Raw genomic sequence first — 23,261 nt, 5'->3', positions numbered from 1 at the left:
ATCGTGGTGACCGCAGGGGTGGTGCTCGGCACCAGGTTCTCGAAGTTGCCGCCGGTGGCACCGGTGATGGTGGTGCTGACGGTGCTGCCATTGTTGTAGACATCGTTGGCCGGCGTATCAACATTGATGGTGCCGGTGGTTTGACCGGCTGCGATGTTGATCACCGCCCCATTGCTCAGGGTCACAGTGACCGGAGTTTGAGCAGCATTGGTCAGCGTCGCGGTGTAGGTGATCTGGCCACCTTCAGTGATGGTGTCGCTGGCGGTCAGCGTCAGGCCGGTGTTTTCTACCGAGTCGGTAATCGTGGTGACCGCAGGCGTAGTGCTCGGCACCAGGTTCTCGAAGTTACCGCCGGTTGCACCGGTGATGGTGGTGCTGACGGTGCTGCCGTTGTTGTAGACGTCGTTGGCCGGGGTATCGACGGCAACAGTGCCGGTGGTTTGACCGGCTGCAATGTTGATTACCGCGCCATTGCTCAAGGTCACGGTGACCGGAGTTTGAGCAGCATTGGTCAGCGTCGCGGTGTAGGTGATCTGGCCGCCTTCGGTGATGGTGTCGCTGGCGGTCAAGGTCAGGCCAGTGTTGTCCACCGAGTCGGTGATCGTGGTGACCGCAGGGGGGGTGCTCGGCCCCAGGTTCTCGAAGTTGCCGCCGGTGGCACCGGTGATGGTGGTGCTGACGGTGCTGCCATTGTTGTAAACGTCGTTGGCCGGGGTATCGACGACCACGGTGCCAGTCGTTTGACCGGCAGCGATGGTGATGACCGAACCGTTGCTCAGGGTCACAGTGACCGGAGTTTGAGCGGCGTTGGTCAGCGTCGCGGTATAAGTGATCTGACCGCCTTCGGTGATGGTGTCGCTGGCGGTCAAGGTCAGGCCGGTGTTGTCGACCGAATCAGTGATGGTCGTGACCGCCGGCGTGGTGCTCGGCACCAGGTTCTCGAAATTGCCGCCAGTGGCACCGGTAATGGTGGTGCTGACGGTGCTGCCGTTGTTGTAGACGTCATTGGCCGGGGTATCCACGGCCACGGTGCCAGTCGTTTGACCGGCAGCGATGGTGATGACCGAGCCATTGCTCAAGGTCACAGTCACCGGTGTCTGGGCTGGATTGGTCAGCGTCGCGGTGTAGGTGATCTGGCCGCCTTCGGTGATGGTGTCGCTGGCGGTCAAGGTCAGGCCAGTGTTGTCCATCGAGTCGGTGATCGTGGTGACCGCAGGCGTGGTGCTCGGCACCAGGTTCTCAAAGTTACCGCCGGTGGCACCGGTGATGGTGGTGCTGACGGTGCTGCCGTTGTTGTAGACATCGTTGGCCGGGGTATCAACGGCAACAGTGCCGGTGGTCTGGCCCGCCGCGATGGTAATGACCGAGCCATTGCTCAGGGTCACAGTGACCGGAGTTTGAGCAGCATTGGTCAGCGTCGCGGTGTAGGTGATCTGCCCGCCTTCGGTGATGGTGTCGCTGGCGGTCAGGGTCAGGCCGGTGTTGTCCACCGAGTCGGTGATCGTGGTGACCGCAGGCGTGGTGCTTGGCACCAGACTTTCGAAGTTACCGCCGGTGGCACCAGTAATGGTGGTGCTGACGGTGCTGCCGTTGGTGTAAACGTCGTTGGCCGGGGTATCGACGACCACGGTGCCAGTCGTTTGACCAGCCGCGATGGTGATGACCGAGCCATTGCTCAGGGTCACGGTGACCGGAGTTTGAGCGGCATTGGTCAGCGTCGCGGTGTAGGTAATCTGGCCGCCTTCGGTGATGGTGTCGCTAGCGGTCAGTGTCAGACCGGTGTTATCGACCGAATCAGTGATGGTCGTAACAGCCGGTGTGGTGCTCGGCACCAGATTTTCAAAGTTGCCGCCGGTGGCACCGGTGATGGTGGTGCTGACGGTGCTGACGGTGCTGCCATTGTTGTAGACATCGTTGGCCGGCGTATCAACATTGACGGTGCCGGTGGTTTGACCGGCTGCGATGTTGATCACCGCGCCATTGCTCAGGGTCACGGTGACCGGAGTTTGAGCGGCATTGGTCAGCGTCGCGGTGTAGGTAATCTGGCCGCCTTCGGTGATGGTGTCGCTGGCGGTCAAGGTCAGGCCAGTGTTGTCCACCGAGTCGGTGATCGTGGTGACCGCCGGCGTGGTGCTCGGCACCAGGTTCTCGAAGTTGCCGCCGGTGGTACCGGTGATGGTGGTGCTGACGGTGCTGCCATTGTTGTAAACGTCATTGGCCGGGGTATCGACGACCACGGTGCCAGTCGTTTGACCAGCCGCGATGGTGATGACCGAGCCGTTGCTCAAGGTCACGGTCACCGGCGTCTGAGCCGGGTTGGTCAAGGTGGCGGTGTAGGTGATCTGACCGCCTTCAGTGATGGTGTTGCTGGCGGTTAAAGTCAGGCCAGTGTTGTCGACCGAATCGGTGATTGTGGTCACTGCCGGTGTGGTGCTCGGCACCAGATTTTCAAAGTTGCCGCCCGTAGCACCAGTGATGGTGGTGCTAACAGTGCCGCCGTTGTTGTAAACGTCATTGGCGGGCGTATCTACAGCCACGGTGCCGGTGGTTTGACCAGCCGCGATGGTGATGACAGCGCCGTTGCTCAACGTCACGGTCACCGGCGTCTGAGCCGGATTGGTCAGGGTCGCGGTGTAGGTGATCTGCCCACCTTCGGTGATGGTGTTGCTGGCGGTTAAAGTCAGGCCAGTGCTATCAACCGAGTCAGCAATTGTGGTGACCGCAGGCGTAGTGCTCGGCACCAGGTTTTCGAAGTTACCGCCAGTCGCACCAGTAATAGTCGTACTAACGGTGCTGCCGTTGTTGTAGACATCGTTGGTCGGGGTATCAACGGCAACAGTGCCGGTGGTCTGGCCCGCCGCGATGGTGATGACCGCGCCATTGCTCAGTGTCACAGTCACCGGCGTCTGAGCCGGATTGGTCAGCGTCGCGGTGTAAGTGATCTGGCCGCCTTCGGTCACCGTATTGTCCGACGTCAGGGTGACGTTGGTGGTGTCGATGGTGTCGGTGATCTGGGTCACGGCCGGGGTAGTGGGCAGGGTCACGGCAATGCCGGTGCCGCCAGTGGCCCCGGTGACGGTCACGCTGATCTGGGTCGGGTCGTTATAGACCGTGTCGTTCGGCGCCAGCGGTACGTTGACGGTGCCGGTGGTTTGTCCTGCTGGAATGACGATCACGGCGCCATTGGACAGGGTCACGGTCAGTGCGGTCTGGGGTGCCTGGGTGACGGTCGCGGTGTAAACCAATACGCCGCCGGCCTCGGTCAGGGTCGGGGTGGCGGTCAAGCTCAGTGTCGCGTTGAGCACGGCATTGGCGGTCGTATTGGTGTTGACGTCCAGGCCGGTAATGTCAGTGTCGTTTGCCGCAGCTGCAGTCAGGCCTTCGGTTGGGAAGCCGATGGTCGGGTCGACGCTGCCAGCGGTGGCGTCCAACGCCACGAAGCTATGGCCGCCACCTGCGGCGCCCCCGGTACCCGCGGCTGTCGCGCCAGCGGCGGTGGCTTCCATGGTTGTCGTCGGGTCGGCACCCGCGGCGATGGCTTGTTGCAGTTCCTCTACCGACGGCGCGGCCTGGGCAGTGGCCTGCTCGATATCGGTGGAAGAGTCCGGGGCATTGGCGCTCCACTGGGTGTCGCGGCCCAGGTCCAGGGTGCGGCCATCGGCCAGCTCCAATGTGACGGAGCCGGCAGGGCCGGTGTCCAACTGGTCGCCCGTGGACAGGCGATCGCCTTCAATGAGTACGCGCCGAATGCCCTCGGGGGATACGACGAAAACCTGACCAACAATGCTTTTGACAACGGCAATAACACTGCTCATTGAAGACTCTCCGGGTGCAACGCTCAGTAAACTTCCATGGACCCGCAGCCAAGCGTGGCAGCGGTCTGGACGTTCTTTATTTCACGAGTGGGGGTTAATTTGACGCCATTTAACTGTCAATTTTTTGGCTGAATTTCAAGGGTATTTTGTTTCTGCCAAACTATTGACCTTCTGCCGGCCATCCTAAACAATCGGCAGGGTAATGTCACATTGATATTTAAGCGGCGACCTGTTCTTTCGGTGCGTGATTCAGCCCCAGTTTCGAACTTTCCGACATACGGTCATTCCGGTTGCCATCATCCGATGCAGCGCCACGTTTCGCTGTGATCCACGACAAGAGTTTCAGGAAGAAATAACATCATGCGTTCGCACTTGTTCATGGCTCTACCCTTCGCCCTCGCCGCCAGTTTCGTACAAGCACAAACCTTGCCGCAGGCCATGCAACAGGCGTTGGATGTTCATCCTGAGATTCAGGCCGGCGTGAATAGCCGACTGGCAGCCGACTATCAATTGAAGGCAGCCAAGGGCGGCTACCTGCCTAGAGTGGACCTCGCAGCCGGATACGGCCGTGAAGGCACCGACAGCGTCACCACCCGTTCGGGCGGCAACAACCACTGGGAAACCCTGAACCGTAGCGAGTCGAGCCTGCGCCTGACGCAAATGGTTTTTGACGGTTTTGCGACGTCCAGCGAAGTGGGGCGTCAACAAGCCACCGTCAACGCCCGTGCCTTTTCCTTGTTGGATACCTCTGAGCGCACCGGCTTGACGGTGGCCCAGGTTTACCTGGACGTGCTGACCCGTCGCGAATTCGTGCGTCTGGCTGAGGAAAACCTCAAGAGCCACGAGCGCATCTTCGATCAGATCAAGCTGCGCACCAGCCGTGGCGTGGGCAGCGGCGCCGACCTGGACCAGGCCGAAGCACGCATGGCCCAGGCCCGCAACAATCTGATCACCGAGCAAACCAACCTGGCCGACGCCGAGACCAACTACCTCAGCGCCGTGGGCCAGTTGCCCGACCAACTGGAACGTCCCGCCGATTTTATGGCGCTGTTGCCGGCCAACCTGAACGAAGCCCGCGCCCAGATGCTGGAAAACAGCCCAGTGCTGCGTTCGGCCGAAGCCGACATCGTTGCCACCGAGAAGCAGTACGAGGCCGCCAAGTCGAGCTTCTACCCACGTTTCGACGCCGAGCTGGGCCGCACCGCCGACAACGACCTGGACGGCCAGAACGGCCACAACAACGAATGGCAAGCCATGCTGCGCATGCGTTTCAACCTGTACGCCGGTGGTAGCAACAAAGCGGACCTGGAGTCCAAGTCGTACCTGTCCAACCAGGCGCTGGACATCCGCAACAACGCCCTGCGCCAGCTGAACGAAGAGCTGGGCCTGGCCTGGAACGCCTTGAACAACGCCAACGCCCAGGTGCCGATTGCCCAGCAATACGTCGATCACAGCACCAGCGTGCGCACCGCCTACCAGCGCCAGTTCAGCCTCGGCGAGCGGACCCTGCTGGACCTGCTCGACAGCGAAAACGAGCTGTTCACCGCCTCCCGCCGCCTGGCGGAAATCAAGAACGTGCAGCTGTTCACCCAGTACCGGATCAAGGCGACCATGGGCCAGTTGCTGAAAAGTCAGGGGGTAGTCGCGCCGTTGGCATCGGTTGTGCAGAATGATGTGAAACCCAAGGTCCAGTTGCCTGGGATGAATTGAGTCATCCATCCAGTTTGATCAGTAAAGAGTGCCGAGCGTGGAATCAGAAGTCAGTCGAGTCGAACTAGTCCATGATCCGCGCACGCTGCACGACGACCCGTTGCTCGACGGGTTGTTGGCGCTCTGCATGCTGCATCAGAAGCCGGCCAGCGCGGCGATGCTCACCACTGGCCTGCCGCTGCCCAAGCAGCGGCTAAGCGTCGAGTTATTGTCGCGCGCGGCGGCCCGAGCCGGTTTGCAGGGGCGGGTGCTGCAACGCAAACTCGAGCAGATTCCGACCATTGCCATGCCGGCCCTGTTGTTGCTCAAGGACGGCCGCAGCGCCGTGCTGCTGGGCTGGGTTGGTGACGACCAGGCGCGGCTGCTGCTCAGCGAAAGCGATGGCGGCGAGGTGACCGTCAGTCGCGCGTTGCTAGCCGATGACTACAGTGGCAAGGTGTTCTTCGCTCAACCACAGCATAAATTTGACGTGAACCACGGCACCCTGATTCCTCGGGCGCGTTCGTGGTTCCGCGACACGCTAAAGCGTTCCCGTTGGCTGTACGCCGACGCGATTGCAGCGAGCCTGCTGATCAATATCATCGCCATGGCCGCGCCGCTGTTCGTGATGAACGTCTACGACCGCGTGGTGCCAAACCAGGCCGAGTCCACCTTGTGGGTGTTGGCGATCGGCATCACCGGCGCCTACCTGTTCGACCTGGTCCTCAAGATGCTGCGCAGCTTGTGCCTGGACCTGGCCGGCAAGAAAACCGACCTGATCATCTCGGCGACGCTGTTCGAACGCATCGTCGGCATGGCCATGAAGTACCGCCCGGCGCGGGTCGGCAGCTTCGCCCAGAACATTCACGAGTTCCAGAGCCTGCGCGACTTCCTCGCCTCGCTGACGCTCACCAGCCTGATCGACCTGCCGTTCACGTTGCTGATCTTCATGGTCATCGCGATCCTTGGCGGGCACCTGGTCTGGATCCCGGTGCTGGCGTTCCCGATTGCCCTGTTGATCGGCTATGCCTTGCAAAAACCGTTGGTGGCGACCATGGAACGGACCATGGCCCTGGGCGCCGAGCGCCAGTCCAGCCTGATCGAAACCCTGGCCGGCCTGGATGCGGTGAAGGTCAACAACGCCGAGAGCGAGCGCCAGTACCAGTGGGAGCAGACCATCGGCACCCTCAGCCGCCTCGAACTGCGGGTGAAAATGCTGTCCGGCCTGGCGATGAACATCACCTTGCTGATCCAGCAACTGGCCGGCGTGATCATGATCATCTTCGGCGTGTACCAGATCATCGCCGGCAACCTGAGCATGGGCGGGCTGATTGCCTGCTACATGCTCAGCGGCCGTGCCCTCAGCCCGTTGGCGTCGCTGTCGGGCCTGCTGACCCGCTACCAGCAGGCGCGGGTGACCATGACCTCGGTCGACCAGATGATGGAGCTGCCCCAGGAGCGCAATTTCGAAGAGCGCCCGCTGAGTCGCAAGGTCTTGCAGGGCGCCATTGAATGCCGCCAGTTGAATTTCACCTACCCGAACCAGCAGAACCCCGCGCTGAAGAACATCAACCTGGTGATCAAGCCGGGCGAGAAGATCGGCATCATCGGCCGCAGCGGCTCGGGCAAGAGTTCCCTCGCCAAGTTGCTGGTGGGACTCTACCAGCCGGACGATGGCGCCTTGCTGGTGGACGGCGTGGACATCCGCCAGATCGACGTCAGCGAACTGCGCTACAACATTGGCTACGTGCCCCAGGACATCCAACTGCTGGCCGGCACCCTGCGCGACAACCTGACTTCGGGCGCGCGTTACGTCGAGGATGAGCTGGTGCTCCAGGCCGCCGAGCTGGCCGGTGTGCATGAGTTCGCCCGCCTGCATCCGCAGGGCTATGAACTGCAAGTCGGCGAGCGCGGGCAGAACCTGTCCGGTGGTCAGCGGCAGAACGTCGCCCTGGCCCGTGCACTGTTGCTCAACCCACCGATCCTGCTGTTGGACGAACCCACCAGCGCCATGGACAACACCGGTGAGGAACGCTTGAAGCAGCGCCTGGCCGCCGTGGTGGAAAACAAGACGGTGCTGCTGGTGACGCACCGGGCGTCGTTGCTGTCGCTGGTGGACCGCCTGCTGGTGATCGACCGCGGGCAGGTCCTGGCCGATGGCCCGAAAGCGGCCGTCATGGAAGCGTTGAAGAAGGGGCAGATCAGTGTTGCTTAAGTCGGGTTTCAAGGACTCCATCGGCCGCTACTTCAAAGGCTCTGCCTCGCTGCACGGGCAACCGCTGCCCGAGGTCAACAAGGCCTTGATCGAAGACGCCCCGCGGGTGGTGCGCCTGACGATCTGGGGCATCATCGGGTTCTTCGTGTTCCTGTTGCTGTGGGCCAACTTCGCCGTGGTCGATGAAGTGACCAAGGGTGACGGCAAGGCGATTCCATCGTCCAAGATCCAGAAAATCCAGAACCTGGAAGGCGGTATCGTCGCCGAGCTGTTCGTCAAGGAAGGGCAGATCGTCGAAGCGGGCGCGCCGTTGATTCGCCTGGACGACACGCGGTTTGTCTCCAACGTCGGGGAGACCGAGGCCGATCGTCTGTCCATGCTGTTGCGGGTCGAGCGCCTGAGTGCCGAGGTGGATGACCGACCGTTGAATTTCCCGGCCGATGTGATCAAGGCCGTGCCGGGCCAGGCGGCCAGTGAGGAGTCGCTGTACATCAGCCGCCGCCAGCAATTGCACGATGAAATCGGCGGGTTGCAGGAGCAGTTGATCCAGCGCCAGCAGGAACTGCGCGAGTTTATTTCCAAGCAGGCACAGTACCGTGCCGGCCTGGCGTTGCAACGCCAGGAAATCAACATGTCCGAGCCGCTGGTGGCCCAGGGCGCGGTCTCGCCGGTGGAAGTGCTGCGGCTCAAGCGTGCCGAAGTCGAAACCCGTGGGCAACTGGACGCCACGACCCTGGCGATTCCCCGCGCCGAATCGGCGATCAAGGAAGTGCAGCGCAAGATCGACGAGACCCGCGGCAAGTTCCGCAGCGAGGCGCTGACCCAGCTCAACGAGGCGCGCACCGACCTGAACAAGGCCCAGGCCACCGGCAAGGCGCTGGAAGATCGGGTGAGCCGGACCCTGGTGACATCGCCGGTACGCGGGATCGTCAACAAGATGCTGGTCAACACCATCGGCGGGGTCATCCAGCCCGGCAGCGACCTGGTGGAAATCGTGCCGCTGGACGACACCCTGCTGGTGGAAGCGAAAATCCGTCCCCAGGACATCGCCTTCCTGCACCCGGGCCAGGACGCCACGGTGAAATTCACCGCGTACGACTACACCATCTATGGCGGTTTGAAAGCCAAGCTGGAACAGATCGGCGCCGACACCATCACCGATGAAGACAAGAAGACCACTTACTACATCATCAAGCTGCGCACCGAGCGCAGCCATCTGGGCACCGATGACAAGCCGCTGCTGATCATCCCCGGCATGGTGGCTTCGGTGGACATCATCACCGGCAAGAAAACCGTGCTCAGTTACTTGCTCAAACCGATCATCAAGGCCCGGGCCGAGGCGTTGCATGAGCGTTAGTGCCCCATGGCCTGGCTTCAGGGCTTCAGGGCTTCAGGGCTTCAGGGCTTCAGGGTTTGAAGGGCTGAGGGGCTGAGGGTCTGAGGGTCTGAGGGTCTGAGGGCTTTTTTGTGGCGAGGGAGCTTGCTCCCGCTTGAGTGCGAAGCGCTCATCGCTTTTGGGGGCCGCTGCGCGACCCATCGGGAGCAAGCTCCCTCGCCACGGTTGCGCCCACCCTTGTGCGTAATCCCGCAAACACTTGCGGGTACGCAATTTTCTATATCGTTATTCACTAACGATATTTAAATTAAATTTCTTATACCTTTAAAGTCGTCCCCCTGCGTACCTGCCGACCAATCGGCGCGCCGCACGACACAAACCAACACGGTTCACCCGTGAGTTTTGATCGAGGCGCGTCTATATGAGACGTGCCGTGCGTGGGAGTGATGTATGCCAGCCGTCTCTTATTCTCCGGATCCAAGCGCCGCCAACATCGCGTCGCAATCCTTTGAAATCCGTCCGTTCAACGGCGCCGTGGGTGCTGAGATCGTTGGGCTGGACTTGTCCCGGCCGCTCAACGACCGGGACTTTGCCCGCATTCACCGCGCTCACCTGGATTACCACGTGGTGGTGTTTCGCGACCAGCGCATCACCCCCCAACAGCAGATCGCCTTCAGTCGTCGCTTCGGCGTGTTGCAGATCCACGTGCTCAAGCAATTCCTGCTGACCGGGCATCCGGAAATCCTCATCGTTTCCAACATCATCGAAAACGGCCAATCCATCGGCCTGGGGGACGCCGGCAAGTTCTGGCATTCCGATCTTTCCTATAAAGAACTGCCCAGCCTCGGCTCGATGCTTCACGCCCAGGAACTGCCGAGCGAAGGCGGCGACACGTTGTTTGCCGACATGCACAAAGCCTGGGATGGCCTGCCCGAAGCGCTACGCAAATCGGTCGAAGGCCGTTCGGCTGCGCACTCCTACACGGCGCGCTACAGCGAGACCAAATTCGAAGGCAACTGGCGCCCGACGCTGACCCCGGAGCAGTTGGCCCAGGTCGCCGAAGTCGTGCATCCGATCGTGCGCACTCATCCGGAAACCGGGCGCAAGGCTCTGTTTGTCAGCGAGGGTTTCACCACCCGCATCGTTGGCCTGCCGGAAGACGAAAGCCAGGCGCTGCTGGCCGAGCTGTACGCCCACAGCGTGCTGCCGCAAAACATCTACCGCCATCAATGGCAGCCCCACGACCTGGTGTTCTGGGACAACCGCTCATTGATCCACCTGGCGGCCGGCTGCCCGAGTCATCTGCGCCGCAAGCTGTATCGCACCACCATCCAGGGCGACGCCCCTTTCTGATCGGCTGCGCCTCGCGCACAGAGCCCGGAGATTCATCATGTCCAAACGCATTGCTTTCGCACCGTTGGCCGCCGCCATCGGCCTAGGGTTCAGCCTGTTGGCCGGCAGCCTGGTCGCGCCGCCGAGCGCCCAGGCCGAGGGCGAGATTCGCATCGCCGAACAGTTCGGCATCGTTTACCTGCTGCTGAACGTGGTTCGCGACCAGCAGTTGATCGAGAAGTACGGCAAGCAAGAAGGGATCGAGATCAAGGTCGATTGGACCCAGTTGTCCGGTGGCGCGGCGGTCAACGATGCGCTGCTTTCGGGCTCCATTGACATCGCCAGTGCCGGCGTCGGGCCGTTACTGACGATCTGGGATCGCACCCGCGATAAGCAGAACGTCAAGGCCGTGGCATCCCTGGGCAACTTCCCCTATTACCTGCTGAGCAACAATCCCCAGGTCAAGACCATTGCCGATTTCACCGACAAGGACCGTATCGCGGTGCCGGCGGTGGGCGTTTCGGTGCAGTCGCGATTCCTGCAATACGCCGCCGCCAAGCAATGGGGCGACAAGGAGTTCAACCGCCTCGACAAGTACACCCTGGCGGTGCCGCACCCGGACGCCACGGCCGCGTTGCTTGCCGGCGGCACGGAGTTGACCGGGCATTTTTCCAACCCACCGTTCCAGGACCAGGCCCTGGAGAACCCCAACGTCCATGTGGTGCTCAATTCCTATGATGTGCTTGGGCCAAACTCGCCCACGGTGCTGTTTGCCACCGAGAAATTCCGCGAGGAAAACCCGAAGACCTACAAGGCCTTCGTCGAGGCGTTGACCGAAGCGGCCGAGTTCGCCCAGAAGGACAAGGGCGCGGCGGCCGATACCTACCTGCGGGTGACCAAGGCCAAGATCGACCGGGCAACGTTGCTGAAGATCATCGACAACCCACAGATTGAATTCACCGTCACGCCGAAGAACACCTACCCGCTGGCCGAATTCCTCTACCGCGTCGGTGCGATCAAGAACAAGCCGGCGTCGTGGCAGGATTATTTCTTCCAGGACGCCAAACCGTTGCAAGGGAGCTGATGGTCATGAACGCGCCTTTGCAAGGCCACGCGGCCAGCAATCCCATTGCCACCGATACGGCGCTGTTGTCGGTGGATAACGTCAGCCTGGAGTACCGCACCCCGCAGCGCGTGGTGCGGGCCACGCACCGGGTGAGTTTCGACGTCGACCCGGCGGACCGGTTTGTCCTGCTCGGCCCGTCCGGTTGCGGCAAGTCCACGCTGCTCAAGGCCATCGGCGGTTTCATCGCGCCGTGCGAAGGCCAGATCCGTTTGCAAGGGCAAGCGGTCAATGGACCGGGACCGGACCGGATCGTGGTGTTCCAGGAGTTCGACCAGTTGCCGCCCTGGAAGACCGTCAAGCAGAACGTGATGTTCGCCCTGTTGGCGTCCCACACCCTCAAGCGACGTGAGGCCGAAGAGCGGGCGTTGCATTACTTGGACAAGGTCGGGCTGGCGGCGTTTGCCGATGCCTATCCCCACACCTTGTCCGGCGGCATGAAAGCCCGTGTCGCCATTGCCCGGGCGCTGGCGATGCAACCGAAAATCCTGCTGATGGACGAGCCCTTCGCCGCCCTCGATGCCCTGACCCGACGCAAGATGCAGGAAGAATTGCTGCTGCTGTGGGAGGAGGTGCGCTTCACGTTGCTGTTCGTCACCCATTCCATCGAAGAGGCCCTGGTGGTGGGCAATCGCATCCTGCTGCTGTCGCCGCATCCGGGGCGGGTGCGGGCGGAGATCCACAGCCATCAATACGACTTGCACAGCCTGGGTGGCGTGGCGTTTCAGCAGACGGCGCAACGGATTCATCGGTTGCTGTTCAATGAGGGCCAGTCGCCGGACAGCGAGCGTGAGCTGGATTTCGCCGACATTCGCATTGCGTACTGAGGGGAGCGTTTCATGAGCCAGTTATCGCCCGTGCGCGAAGAATACGAAATTGACCTGCAACCGCTGACCCAGGTGCCGCTGGAGCGCGAACTGCCGCTCGGCCAACGGCTCTGGCAACAGGGTTGGTTGCGCAAGAGCCTGATTCTGTTGTTGCTGGCGGTGTTGTGGGAAGCCGTGGCCCGCTACCAGAACAACGACCTGCTGCTGCCCGGTTTCCTGCAAACCGCCAGTGCGTTGTACGACGGTCTGCTCAGCGGCGAGCTTCTGGACAAGGTGTGGATTTCCCTGGTGGTGCTGCTCAAGGGCTATCTGCTGGGCATCGTGCTGGCGTTCGGGCTGACCACGCTGGCGGTGTCGACGCAGTTGGGCCGCGACCTGCTCAGCACCCTGACTTCGATGTTCAACCCACTGCCGGCCATTGCCCTGCTGCCGTTGGCGCTGCTGTGGTTTGGGCTGGGGCAGAACAGCCTGATTTTCGTGCTGGTGCATTCGGTGTTGTGGGCGTTGGCGTTGAACATGTATGCAGGTTTTCTCGGCGTGTCCGACACGTTGCGCATGGCCGGGCGCAACTATGGGCTCAGAGGGTTACGCTTTGTGCTGTTCATCCTGATTCCGGCGGCGCTGCCATCGATCCTCGCCGGGCTGAAAATCGGCTGGGCCTTCGCCTGGCGAACCCTGATCGCCGCCGAGCTGGTGTTCGGCGCCACCAGTGGCAAGGGTGGGTTGGGTTGGTACATCTTCCAGAACCGCAACGAGCTGTACACCGACAAAGTCTTCGCCGGGTTGGCGGTGGTGATTCTGATTGGGTTGTTGGTGGAGAACCTGGTGTTCGACAGTCTGGAGCGGGTGACCGTGAAGCGCTGGGGGATGCAGCGTTGATGGTTGAACTGTCTTGCTACTGAGTAAAAGTTGAGAGAAACCCATGGCGAGGGAGCTTGCTCCCGCTCGGCTGCGCAGCAGTCGCAAAACCGGCCATGGGGTTTGCCTGGAGATGCAAGGGCCTGCTGCGCAGGCCAGCGGGAGCAAGCTCCCTCGCCACGGGGTAAGAGGTGTCTGGCCCTATCGCGAGCAGGCTCGCTCCCACACTGGTTTTGTGTCGATAGTTACATTCGCGACTATACCCGTCCCCCTGTGGGAGCGAGCCTGCTCGCGATGGCGGTGCGTCAGCGGCAGCTTCATCAATTGACACACCGCTTTCGCGAGCAAGCCCGCTCCCACACAGATCAGTGTCGAGCCGGATATCCAGATCTCACCAATCAATTGTGGGAGCGGGCTTGCTCGCGAAGGCGCTCGTCAATTCACCGCAGGAGTGTCAGGCCGGCGCCTGGGCCTCGAGTCGATCCATCGCTCGCTCCACCAGCAGGTGCACGCCATCGGCCATACGGCTGATTGCCAGGATCACGCTGCGGCGTGAACCGTCGACATCATCGGCCAGGTCGGCGGCGATGGCGCTGATGGACAGCAGGTCTTCGGAGGCGTTGGCCAGCAGGGTTTCGGTGTCGATGTCGGGGGCGACCATGAACAGGTGGGCAGTTTGGCTCTTGTTCGAGGTTTCGGCGGGTTTGGGGTTGAGGTAGTAGTCGAGGACGCGTTCGGCGGCTTCGTCGAGTTTTTTGGATTTCGAAGACTTATCGGAGTCGCTGCCAGGATTCCCTGGCGGATTCGGTGTGACTTTGAACATGTCGTGTATCTCCACCTGTAATGTTGGAACCGACACCTTTCGCTTGCACGCAAAGGAGGTGGCAGTTGTACGTAGGTGTGCAAGACCGGGCAGACGGACCCCGGCAGATTCTTCCTTGCGGAAAAATCTCCCACGCACAACTGCCATAAAGAGCGCCTTGATCAAGGCAGATAGCAGCGTGCGTTGCCGTTTTACCCGGACTTGCACGTCCGTGCCACCGTTTTTCAGTGACAACCCCAGACTAGCGGTGGACCCGAAGGCGGACAAGTTCACCAACTTCGCTACAACTTGAAGGAAATCTCCTAGGACTTACTTCACACGAACAGCACACCGCCACAATTGACTCCACTAAAGCTTCTGTTTTTTCCTTTAGACTCACCACCCTCAAACAACCATCAGGACACGGAATGCCAACCCCTCCCAGTTCTCTTCGCCAAGCCCTGATCACCTGGTTGTATGCCGCCGCCATCCTGCATCTGCTGGCCGGCCTTACGCTGAGCTGGGCGGGGCATTCGGGTTTGCTCGATGATTACCTGCTCACGCTCGAACAGGCTTTCTGGGGCTCCGAAATGGCGCCCGCAGCCGCCAGGGCGCAGCAGGTCTGGTGGGTAGCGTTGTTCGGGGCGACGTTGCAAAGCTATTCGCTATACATGCTTGCCCTCGTCCATATCGGCAGTCGCTTGAAAAGCCCCATGCCTTGGGCGTGGATCATCGCCGGCATCGTGCTCTGGGCGCCCCAGGACATGCTGTTTTCCGCCCAGGCGCGGGTCTGGTCGCACCTGTGGCTCGACAGCTTCGCCCTGCTTGTCCTGTTGCCGCCCTTGTTCTGGCTCTATCGCCACGACCGTCGCGATCCGGCCTGAGGATCACCCATGAGCAAGCCGCTGATGTACCTACTGGCCGGCAATGGCAGCGCCGCCGATTGGTGGGACGACGTGCTGCCGTTCTTCGAGCGTTACCAAGTGGTGCCGCTGGAATTGCCGGGTTTCGGCAATCATCCTCATGCCCCTTGCGAGGACCTCGCCGCTTACGCCCAGGCCCTGTTGGCGGCGACCACCAGAGGCAGTGCGATCACCGCGGTGGGAGTGAATGCGCTGTTGGTGCTGCACGCCTTGCAGCGTCAGCCGGGGCATTTCTGCCGCAGTGTGTTGCTGGCGCCGGTGGGCGCGTTTTTGTGGCAGCGGCGATTGCCGGCGCTGATGTCGCCGTGGCCGATTCGCAAGACCATCCATTGGTTGCTGGCGAACAGGCCGACGCTGTTCGCCCGCAAGTTCTCCAACCAGACCTGGACACCCGCGCAATACCAGCGCATGGGCGCCGGCTATGCCCGTTGCCGGGCGTTCGTGCCGCATTGGGACCTGGTGCGGGCGCACACCGCGTTGCCGCTGCTGGAATGGATCAGCGACCCGGTCGAACTGGTCTGGGGCGATCAGGACAAGGTGCTGGGCATCGAGCAGGCCGCTGCCTGGTCGGCGATTCTGGCGCGGGCGGATCTGACTATCAGCTTGAAGCCCGGCTGGGGTCACTATCCATGGATCGACGCGCCAGCCGAGTTCGCCGCTTGGCTGGAGTCGGGCGAGCGCGGGTTCGTTGCGCATACCAAAGGCGGGCGCCTGCGTCTGGCGGCAATGGCCGGGCAAGCGGTGCCGCCGGCGCTGACCCTCAACGATGATCAGGATCCGCGCCTGCCTGCGTTCCTCGACAGCCAATCGGACGCCACCTGGGCGGTGCGCTCATCCAGCTACGGCGAAGATCAGGCCGATGCAGCGAACGCCGGTTTGAGCACGACCTACCTGCGGGTACCGGCGTCGAGCGTGTCGGAACGTATCGCCGAGTTGAGCGCAATGGGCGTCGAGGAGGTGGTGGTGCAGCGGTTTATCACGCCGGTGCTGTCCGGCATCGCCTTTGCGCGGCACCTGTCGGTGGAACTGGAGTGGGTCGAAGGGCATCTCGAGTCATTGGCCGACGGTCAGGTGAGTCCACAGCGGGCCATTCTCTCCCGCCTCGGTGCGGCATGGCGCAGTGGCGAGTTCCAGCCTGCCCAAGGACTGACGGCAGAACGGTTGTGGGATTTTCTCCAAGGCGTGTTGCGGGTCTTCCATTATGTGCCCGGCGACATCGAATGGGCCTGGGACGGCACGCAGCTCTGGCTGTTGCAATACCGACCGATCAGTGACTACGGCTGGCGCCGGCACCTGACCGCCGCCAACATCGCCGAGATCCTGCCGCCGCAGCCCAGCGTGCTGGTGGAGTACGCCCAGCGGCGGGCGGCAGCGAGCATCCCGGCGATCATGGCGCGCTGGGACACGCGGGTGTTGCAGGACAACGAGCCGTTCACGGCCGTGTTCGGCGGAGCTTCGTACATCAACAACGACCTGTTCCTGGCGCGCCTGGCGGACTGGGGCATCAGCGCCAGCAGCTACGCCGGTGAAGTCGGCGGGGCCACACCGCATCTGCCTTGGCGAGGGCTGCGCCTGATCCGTTCGTTGCCGTTGTTCCTGCGCATGCAGCGCAGTGCCCGCGGCCATCTATTGACCTTGGAACACGGTTTGCGGCGCTTCGACCGCGAGCTGTGCGAACTTCGCGAGCAGGGCGCAGGTGGTCAACAGCTGGCCGACTGGTTTACCCGGTTCTACGTGTTTGTGGTGCAAGGCAACCTGTGCATCGCCACCGCGCTCGCCAGCAGCGGCGGCGACTGGCTGGGACGGCCACCGACCGCGTATGGCGACCTTGAAAATGCACCCCATCGGTTGCCTTGGGAAACCGACCCGGCAACACTACGACCGGCGCCGACCGACCTGCCGTTGCAGGCATTCCCCCGGTGGCCCCTGGCGGTGCGCCTGGCCCACTCGGCCGGCCTGCCCGGTTTGCGTGGTTATTACTTGCAGGTACGCGAGTGGTATCGCGACAACCTGATGCGGATTTTCTTTCGCCTGCATCACGCCATGCCGCAGGCCGACCGGGCCCACTGGTTTGCCTCGCACCCGGACGTGCGCAGCCGCGACGGCAGTTTCTGGCAGGACGGCCGCGAGGGCACCGAGCAGGCCAGCGGCTTCCTGATCTATCCGGGGCAGGTCCAGGGCATCCTCGGTGAAGACATCCTGTTGGAAGAGACCCTCGACCCTGGCCGTCATGCCCAGTATCAAAGCGCCCGGGCGGTCATCGCGCGGATGGGCGGGCGTCTGTCCCATGGCTCGACGCTGTTGCGTGAGCTGCGCAAGCCTTCGGCAGTATTGCCCCAGGTCGATGTGGCCTGGGTTGGTCGTGAGGTGCTGTATCACGATGGCGAGTTGACGCTGGTGGAGTAAAGGTCCGGGATTGGAGCCGATGTATCAGCTGGAGGCTGGGGTTACCAGTAATCCGGCTTGATGGCGGGGGCCTTGTGAGTGGGGACTCGGTTCGGGAATTGATAGGATTGGAGTTCTTCACAGGTGACGACGCGGCGCATCCAGTGGGCGTGCTGTTGTAAAGAGCCGGGCGCCAAGCGTCTGGAACCGCTCCGGTAGGGAAGCACAACGCCAATTTTCATGTGAGGGAAATCCTCCCGAATGGCTCTAAGTGCAGGAGCCATGTCTGTATCTCCAGAGACCAGTACGAGTTGCTCGATGCGTTTGTCCCATGGCAGTTTTTCTTGTCTGGAAGCCGTGCGGTACATGCTGATCGCTATATGGACGTCGGTTTCCTTTTCTTCCAGTTTCCAGATAGCAACCGTGTCTTGGCGTGATGCCCCGACTTCTCTGCTCACAAAACGGGGGGCATTGGCACGTTCCAGCTGATGGCGCCCGTAATGAACGATGACTTTGTTGGCCTTTAATGCACGCACATATGAGTCTTGAGCCTCTTTGGACGCGATTCCGCGCGTCGCCAACTCGGGTTTTACGGAGGACGTGAAGTATTCCACAGAGGCAAGTGAGCTCAGCGGGTTCTCGACCCGCGCTATGTGCGCTAGTAACTGCTCCAGGTTCAACCATTTATAAGGCGTGCCCGCAAGCAATCCATAAAAAACGTTGTAACCGTCAACGAAAAAAGCAGTGCGCACAAACTCAACCCCCAGAAACGAAAAAACCGGCCGAAGCCGGTGTTTTCACCCCAACGGCCAGAGAACTTAATCTCTGCGTACGAGGTTGAGCAGTGAGCGAATCCTAAGCCTGAGCTGACACTACGTCAACAGCAGGTGGGCAAGCATCAGCACCGGCGAGTTGAGTTTTGCGCAGCCTCGCTGTGAAGGGTCAAGGCACTTTCAAGCTAATTTGTCAGCCATTATTACGGCGGCCGTTCAAAACAGTTGGAGGGGCTTAATGTCAAAAATAGTCCATCATTTTTTGCTGTTTTGAACGAGCGGATCTTCCTGAATCTTGGTGGGAATTTTCCCCTATACCCCTAGGCAAAAAATTCAGTGCTTTTGAGCATTCATCCAGCCTTTTTGAAACAAGAGATTTCTCACTTCCCAAGGCAATGCCCTTGACGCTCCCCACCGCTGTCGTAGACTCCGCCCATCCGTCAGGGAGTAACGGTCATGCGGCGTTTGAGTAGTTGGGTTGTGGGATTGACCTTTGTAACGTGCGGCGTCCAGGCGCAAACGCCTGTGGCAGACGATCCATTGCTGCAAAATAACGCCACGGCCAATGCGGCGGGCGGCAATGCAGCGCGTGGGGTGCTGCGGGCGCGGGACCAGGCGGTGCTGGCCAGTGAGTTGGCCGGGCGTATCGTCGAATTGCCGTTCAGTGAGGGCGAGTCGTTCAAGAAGGGCGATACCCTGGCGCGGTTCGACTGCTCCGCGTATCAAGCCCAGCTCAATGCAGCCCAGGCGGCCAGTCGCGGTGCCGGTGAAGAGCTGGCGCACAACCGGCAACTGGCGCAGTTGAAGTCCGTCGGGCGCTTCGAAGTTTCGCGGGCCGAAGCGCGGCTCAGTGAGACGCAGGCGCAGTCCCAGGTGTACCAGGTGCAGGTCAAGCGTTGCAGCGTGATCGCGCCGTTCGATGGGCAGGTGGTCGCACGCAAGGTCCAGCGCTATGAAAGCGTGGCGGCCGGTGCGCCGTTGTTGGATGTGGTCGACAACCGCACCCTGGAGATCCATCTGCTGGTGCCGTCGCGCTGGATGGACAGGCTCAAGCCCGGCCAACCCTTCACCTTCATTCCCGATGAAACCGGCAAGCCGTTGCAAGCGACGGTCAAGCGCCTGGGCGCACGTATCGATGAGGGCAGCCAGACCCTGTTGTTGGTGGCGAGCGTGCCGGATGCCAGTGGCCTGCTCTCGGGCATGAGCGGTACGGCGCGTTTCGCGGAGACCAAGTGAACGCCCCGGTGATGGGCAGCGCCGAGCAGGTGTTTGCCCGCTTCCTTGACCTTGAACGCCAGACGCGGGCTGCCCGTACGCCGGCGCAGTTGAACTACAGCCTGGTCAACGACGGCCAGGCGCTGTTCGGCTTCCGTCACGCCGCGCTGCTGATTGCCGGCAAGGTCCAGGCGGTGACCGGCGTCAGCGTCATCGAGCCGAATGCGCCGTTCGTGGCGTTTGTCGAGCAGGCGGTGGCGCAGTTGTTCAAGCAGGGGCAGTTGAACCAGGCCCGGGTGATTGCCGCCGAGGGGGTGAGCGAATCGATCCGTTCGGATTGGCAGAGCCTGTCGGCGGGGCAGGTGTTCTGGCTGCCGTTGATCGATCATCAGGGCCAGGTGTTCGGTGGTTTGTGGCTGGCCCGTGACCTGCCGTGGACCCCGCCTGAGCAAGTGCTGTTGTCGCAATTGGGCGGCACCTACAGCCACGCCTGGCTGGCGCTGCAACCGCGCAAACCGTGGCGCCTGCGCTGGACGCGTAAGCGCCAGGTCGCGCTGGTGGCGGTGCTGTTGCTGGGGTTGCTGATCCCGGTGCGCCAGTCGGTGCTGGCCCCCGCCGAGGTGGTGCCGTTGGGTGGGCAGGTGGTGGCGGCGCCGTTGGACGGCGTGATCGCCGATTTCCTGGTCAAGCCCAACCAGGGCGTCAAGAACGGCGACCTGTTGCTGCGCTTCGAAAGCACCAGCCTCAAGGCCCAGGCCGATGTCGCCGAACGTGCGTTGGGGGTGGCCGAGGCGGAGCTCAAGGCCAACGCCCAGCGTGCGTTTGCCGATGCCGAATCCAGTTCGAAGATTGACCTGCTGGCCGCCCGCGTCGAGCAGAAACGTGCCGAGCGCAACTACGCGATCGAGCTGCTCAAGCGCAGCGAAGTACGCGCCGAACGTGACGGCATTGCGGTGTTCGCCGACGCCGAGCGCTGGCTCGGCAAGCCGGTGCAGACCGGCGAGCGGCTGATGGAAATCGCCGATCCGAACCAGGCCGAGTTGCGTATCGAGCTGGCGGTGGGCGATGCAATTGCCCTGGCCCCGGGAGCACAGGTGGCGTTGTTTCTCGACAGCGATCCGTTGCAGCGCCACCTGGCCCGGCTCGAACGGTCGGCCTATGAAGCGCAACCTACCGCCGCCGGACAACTGGCGTATCGGCTCGATGCGCGTTTCGACGCGGCGGCGCCGCGCATTGGCTTGAGGGGCACGGCGAAGATTTTCGGCGACCGCGCCCCGCTGGCGCTGTACCTGTTGCGTCGGCCACTGGCTGGCCTGCGCCAGAGTGTAGGTTTGTAGCATGAACCTGCCGAGCTTGCGGGCGGACCTGCAATTGTCGCCGGCAGCCCCGGACCCGGACGGCTCGCCCCAATGGACCCTGGCCGACCCGGTGCGCGGCCGCTATTTCAAACTCGGCGCGGCGGCGATGCGCATGTTGCGGCATTGGTCGCTGGGCGACCCGCAACAAGTGCTGCACGCGGCCAATCGCGAGCCGGGCCTGCCGCTCAATGGCGAGTCGCTGGAGCAGCTGCTGGGCTTTTTACGCGGGCATGACCTGATCAGCGCGACGGACCCACAACAGCGTGATAGCTATCAGTTCAAGCTGGCCGCCCAGCGCCAGAGCCTGTGGCAGGTGCTGCTGCATCAGTACCTGTTTTTCCGCATTCCGCTGTGGCGACCGGATGGGTTTCTCAACCGCGCCTGGCCCTGGCTGGCGCGATTCGGTCCGGCCCTCCTGCGCTACGGCATGCCGCTGACGTTGGGCCTGGGTATTTTCCTGGTGTCGCGCGATTGGCAGCGGTTCGTGGCGACGTTTCCACATCTGTTCAGCCTCGGTGGTGCGCTGGCGTTCGGGGTGGCGTTGTTCTTCGCCAAGCTATGCCATGAGTTCGGCCATGCCTTCATGGCCAAGCGGGCCGGTTGCCGTGTGCAAAGCATGGGCGTGGCGTTCATGGTGTTGCTGCCGATGTTCTACACCGACGTCAGCGACGCCTGGCGGGTCAATGATCGCAGGGCCCGGTTACTGATCGGCGCCGGTGGCGTCCTGGCGGAGCTGTTGCTGGCGTGCATCGCCTTGCTGGCCTGGTCGCTGTTGCCCGACGGGCCGGCGCGCACGGCAGCGTTCATGCTGGCCAGCGCCACCTGGATCACCACCCTGGTGATCAACCTGAACCCGTTCATGCGCTTTGACGGGTATTTTTTGCTCAGTGATTTCTGGGCGGTGGATAACCTTCAGGGCCGCGCGTTTGCCCTGTGTCGCTGGCGCCTGCGCGAAGCCTTGTTCGGCTATGGCGTGGCGGCGCCGGAACCCTGGTCGCCGAAGATGCGTCGCCGTTTGCTGCTGTGGGGATACGGCTCGTGGTTGTGGCGTGCGGCGTTGTTCTTCGGGATTGCCTTGGCGGTCTATCACCTGTTCTTCAAGGTGCTGGGCATTTTTCTGATGATGGTGGAATTGGTCTGGTTCATCTTTATGCCCATCGTGAATGAATGGCGACAGTGGTGGAGCCGCCGCGAGCAGGCCTACGCTCCGCGGGTGCTTTTCAGCGCCTTGGTGTTGCTGGCTTTGGTTTTGGCGTTGTTGCTGCCCTGGCGCAGCGCCGTGGAAGTGCCGGCCATGCTGGAGGCCGGTCGTGCCAGTGCGTTGTATGCGCCGGTCGCGGCGCGGGTCAAACAGGTCAACGTGCACGACGGCCAGAGCGTGGCCCAGGGTGATGTGCTGATCGAACTGGAGTCGCCGGACATGGCCTCGCGCCTGTCCATCGTGCGTCGGGAAATCGAGATCCAGCAGCTGCAGATGCGCCGCCAGGCCGGGCGCAGCGAAACCGCAGCCGACGCCGGCATCGTCGAACAGCAACTGGCCGAAGCGGTGGCCGAATTCCGCGGCCTGATGGCCCAGCGCGAACGCCTGTTATTGCGCGCGCCCCACGCCGGCCAGGTGCGGGACCTGTTGCCGGAGCTGGTGCCCGGTCGCTGGTTGTCACCCGAGCAAGCGCTGGCGCGAGTGGTGCAGACCGACTCCCGCTTGCGCGGCTACCTGACCGAAGCTGAACTGTGGCGGGTCGGTGCTGGCGCCACGGGCCGGTTCATCGCCGACGATCCGATGCATCCCTCCATTACCGTGCGGCTGGATGAGGTCGACACCAACGGCGTGGCCTGGGTCGAGCAGCAAGCGTTGACCTCCGACCACCACGGACCGATTGCGGTACGGCGCGATTCGCAGCAACGGGCTGAACCTGTGCAGGCGCAATATGGCGTGCGCTTGAGCGCCATCGACGAGCCGTCGGCGCCGGTGCAACCGTTGCGAGGCGTGGTGGTGTTGCAGGGGCAGGGCGAGTCGGTATTGGGAGCGGCCTGGCGCCGGTTGGCGGCGTTGGGTGTGAGGGAAAGCGGGTTCTAGGAGCGAACATGCAAGCAGTGGCGGCAGACGGATTGGTAGTGCGCCCATCACGGGTCAGCGATGGGCCGTTTTTGCAAAGTCTTTATCAAGCGGCGCGGCCGGACCTGCAATGGGTCGACGGCGAGCCCGAGCAGGTACAGCAGCTGGTTGCCCAGCAGCTCCACGTGCAGGAGCAAGGCCTGGGAGAGCAATACCCCAATGCCATGCACTACGTCGTGGAAAAACTCGGCACCGCCATTGGTGCGCTGAGCACTGATTTTGGCCCGAATGAAATCCGCGTGCTGTACCTGGCGTTCATTCCCCAGGCTCGTGGTCAGGGTTATGGCCGGACCGTGTTGCAGGGCGTGCAGAAAGCCGCGCAACAGATCCGCTGCCCGGTGGCAACCGTGGTCTGGGCCAGCAATCCCCACGCCCGCCAGCACTACCTGGCGCTGGGCTTCGAAGTGCAGGAAAGCAACTTGGCGGCGGAGCGGTTGGTCTGGTATCCGAAGGGCAACTGACAGAAACACTAGCTTCTGTGGGAGCGGGGGGGG

Annotated in this window: 16 protein-coding genes; 13 read left to right on the top strand and 3 right to left on the bottom strand. The window is 62.3% G+C overall.

What is annotated here, in order from left to right:
- Window positions 1-3,815: retention module-containing protein (locus RGM2987_RS04665; RefSeq protein ID WP_245138933.1), on the bottom strand; the 3,815-nt coding region annotated here is incomplete at its 3' end.
- Window positions 3,816-4,175: 360 nt separating this feature from the next.
- On the opposite strand from RGM2987_RS04665, the gene RGM2987_RS04660 reads away from it, so the two are divergent.
- From RGM2987_RS04660 to RGM2987_RS04630, 7 genes are all read left to right on the top strand, one after another.
- On the top strand, window positions 4,176-5,525 hold the full coding sequence (locus tag RGM2987_RS04660) for a TolC family outer membrane protein (RefSeq protein ID WP_245138932.1): 1,350 nt from the start codon (window positions 4,176-4,178) through the stop codon (window positions 5,523-5,525).
- Between the two features lie 37 nt (window positions 5,526-5,562).
- Window positions 5,563-7,719: a type I secretion system permease/ATPase gene (locus RGM2987_RS04655; RefSeq protein ID WP_245138931.1), complete on the top strand. Its 2,157-nt coding sequence runs from the start codon at window positions 5,563-5,565 to the stop codon at window positions 7,717-7,719.
- Window positions 7,709-9,076, top strand: a complete 1,368-nt coding sequence (locus tag RGM2987_RS04650) for an HlyD family type I secretion periplasmic adaptor subunit (RefSeq protein ID WP_245138930.1) — start codon at window positions 7,709-7,711, stop codon at window positions 9,074-9,076. Before RGM2987_RS04655 ends, RGM2987_RS04650 begins: the two co-directional genes overlap by 11 nt.
- A gap of 429 nt (window positions 9,077-9,505) precedes the next feature.
- Window positions 9,506-10,408 carry a TauD/TfdA family dioxygenase gene (locus RGM2987_RS04645; protein WP_245138929.1) on the top strand — a complete coding sequence of 301 codons (903 nt, stop codon included), beginning with the start codon at window positions 9,506-9,508 and terminating at the stop codon, window positions 10,406-10,408.
- A 37-nt stretch (window positions 10,409-10,445) separates the two neighbouring features.
- Window positions 10,446-11,471, top strand: a complete 1,026-nt coding sequence (locus RGM2987_RS04640) for an ABC transporter substrate-binding protein (protein WP_245138928.1) — start codon at window positions 10,446-10,448, stop codon at window positions 11,469-11,471.
- Window positions 11,472-11,476: 5 nt separating this feature from the next.
- Entirely contained in the window at window positions 11,477-12,337 is an 861-nt protein-coding gene (locus RGM2987_RS04635) for an ABC transporter ATP-binding protein (protein WP_245138927.1), read from the top strand.
- A gap of 12 nt (window positions 12,338-12,349) precedes the next feature.
- Window positions 12,350-13,216 (top strand): ABC transporter permease, encoded by an 867-nt coding sequence (locus tag RGM2987_RS04630; RefSeq protein WP_245138926.1) that lies wholly within the window; start codon window positions 12,350-12,352, stop codon window positions 13,214-13,216.
- Between the two features lie 433 nt (window positions 13,217-13,649).
- Here the strand turns inward: RGM2987_RS04630 and RGM2987_RS04625 are convergent, their stop codons facing one another.
- The gene (locus RGM2987_RS04625; protein WP_245138925.1) at window positions 13,650-14,018 is read right to left on the bottom strand and encodes a DUF6124 family protein; all 369 of its coding nucleotides are present in this window, start codon (window positions 14,016-14,018) and stop codon (window positions 13,650-13,652) included.
- Window positions 14,019-14,425: 407 nt separating this feature from the next.
- Here RGM2987_RS04625 and RGM2987_RS04620 point away from each other — a divergent pair, with 407 nt between their 5' ends.
- Together RGM2987_RS04620 and RGM2987_RS04615 are read left to right on the top strand one after the other, a co-directional pair.
- Entirely contained in the window at window positions 14,426-14,881 is a 456-nt protein-coding gene (locus RGM2987_RS04620; RefSeq protein ID WP_245138924.1) for a cell division protein, read from the top strand.
- 9 nt (window positions 14,882-14,890) lie between these two features.
- Complete coding sequence (locus tag RGM2987_RS04615) at window positions 14,891-17,326, top strand: PEP-utilizing enzyme (protein ID WP_245138923.1); 2,436 nt, start codon at window positions 14,891-14,893, stop codon at window positions 17,324-17,326.
- A gap of 41 nt (window positions 17,327-17,367) precedes the next feature.
- Here the strand turns inward: RGM2987_RS04615 and RGM2987_RS04610 are convergent, their stop codons facing one another.
- Window positions 17,368-18,057: an NYN domain-containing protein gene (locus RGM2987_RS04610; protein WP_245138922.1), complete on the bottom strand. Its 690-nt coding sequence runs from the start codon at window positions 18,055-18,057 to the stop codon at window positions 17,368-17,370.
- Between the two features lie 477 nt (window positions 18,058-18,534).
- Between RGM2987_RS04610 and RGM2987_RS04605 the strand changes: the two genes are divergently transcribed.
- The 4 genes from RGM2987_RS04605 to RGM2987_RS04590 are packed head-to-tail and all read left to right on the top strand — an operon-like array spanning window position 18,535 to window position 23,228.
- Window positions 18,535-19,314: an efflux RND transporter periplasmic adaptor subunit gene (locus RGM2987_RS04605; protein WP_245138921.1), complete on the top strand. Its 780-nt coding sequence runs from the start codon at window positions 18,535-18,537 to the stop codon at window positions 19,312-19,314.
- Window positions 19,311-20,630 (top strand): HlyD family efflux transporter periplasmic adaptor subunit, encoded by a 1,320-nt coding sequence (locus RGM2987_RS04600; RefSeq protein WP_245138920.1) that lies wholly within the window; start codon window positions 19,311-19,313, stop codon window positions 20,628-20,630. The genes RGM2987_RS04605 and RGM2987_RS04600 overlap by 4 nt, the downstream gene beginning before the upstream one ends.
- Window position 20,631: 1 nt before the next feature.
- Window positions 20,632-22,728, top strand: coding sequence for an efflux RND transporter periplasmic adaptor subunit (locus RGM2987_RS04595; protein WP_245138919.1), 2,097 nt, complete (start codon window positions 20,632-20,634; stop codon window positions 22,726-22,728).
- A gap of 8 nt (window positions 22,729-22,736) precedes the next feature.
- Window positions 22,737-23,228: a GNAT family N-acetyltransferase gene (locus tag RGM2987_RS04590; protein WP_245138918.1), complete on the top strand. Its 492-nt coding sequence runs from the start codon at window positions 22,737-22,739 to the stop codon at window positions 23,226-23,228.
- Window positions 23,229-23,261 lie beyond the last annotated feature (33 nt).

It is taken from the genome of Pseudomonas sp. RGM2987, from assembly GCF_022952855.1.
In the GTDB taxonomy this organism is placed as follows: Bacteria; Pseudomonadota; Gammaproteobacteria; order Pseudomonadales; family Pseudomonadaceae; genus Aquipseudomonas.
This window is presented reverse-complemented; position numbering and strand designations above follow the sequence as displayed.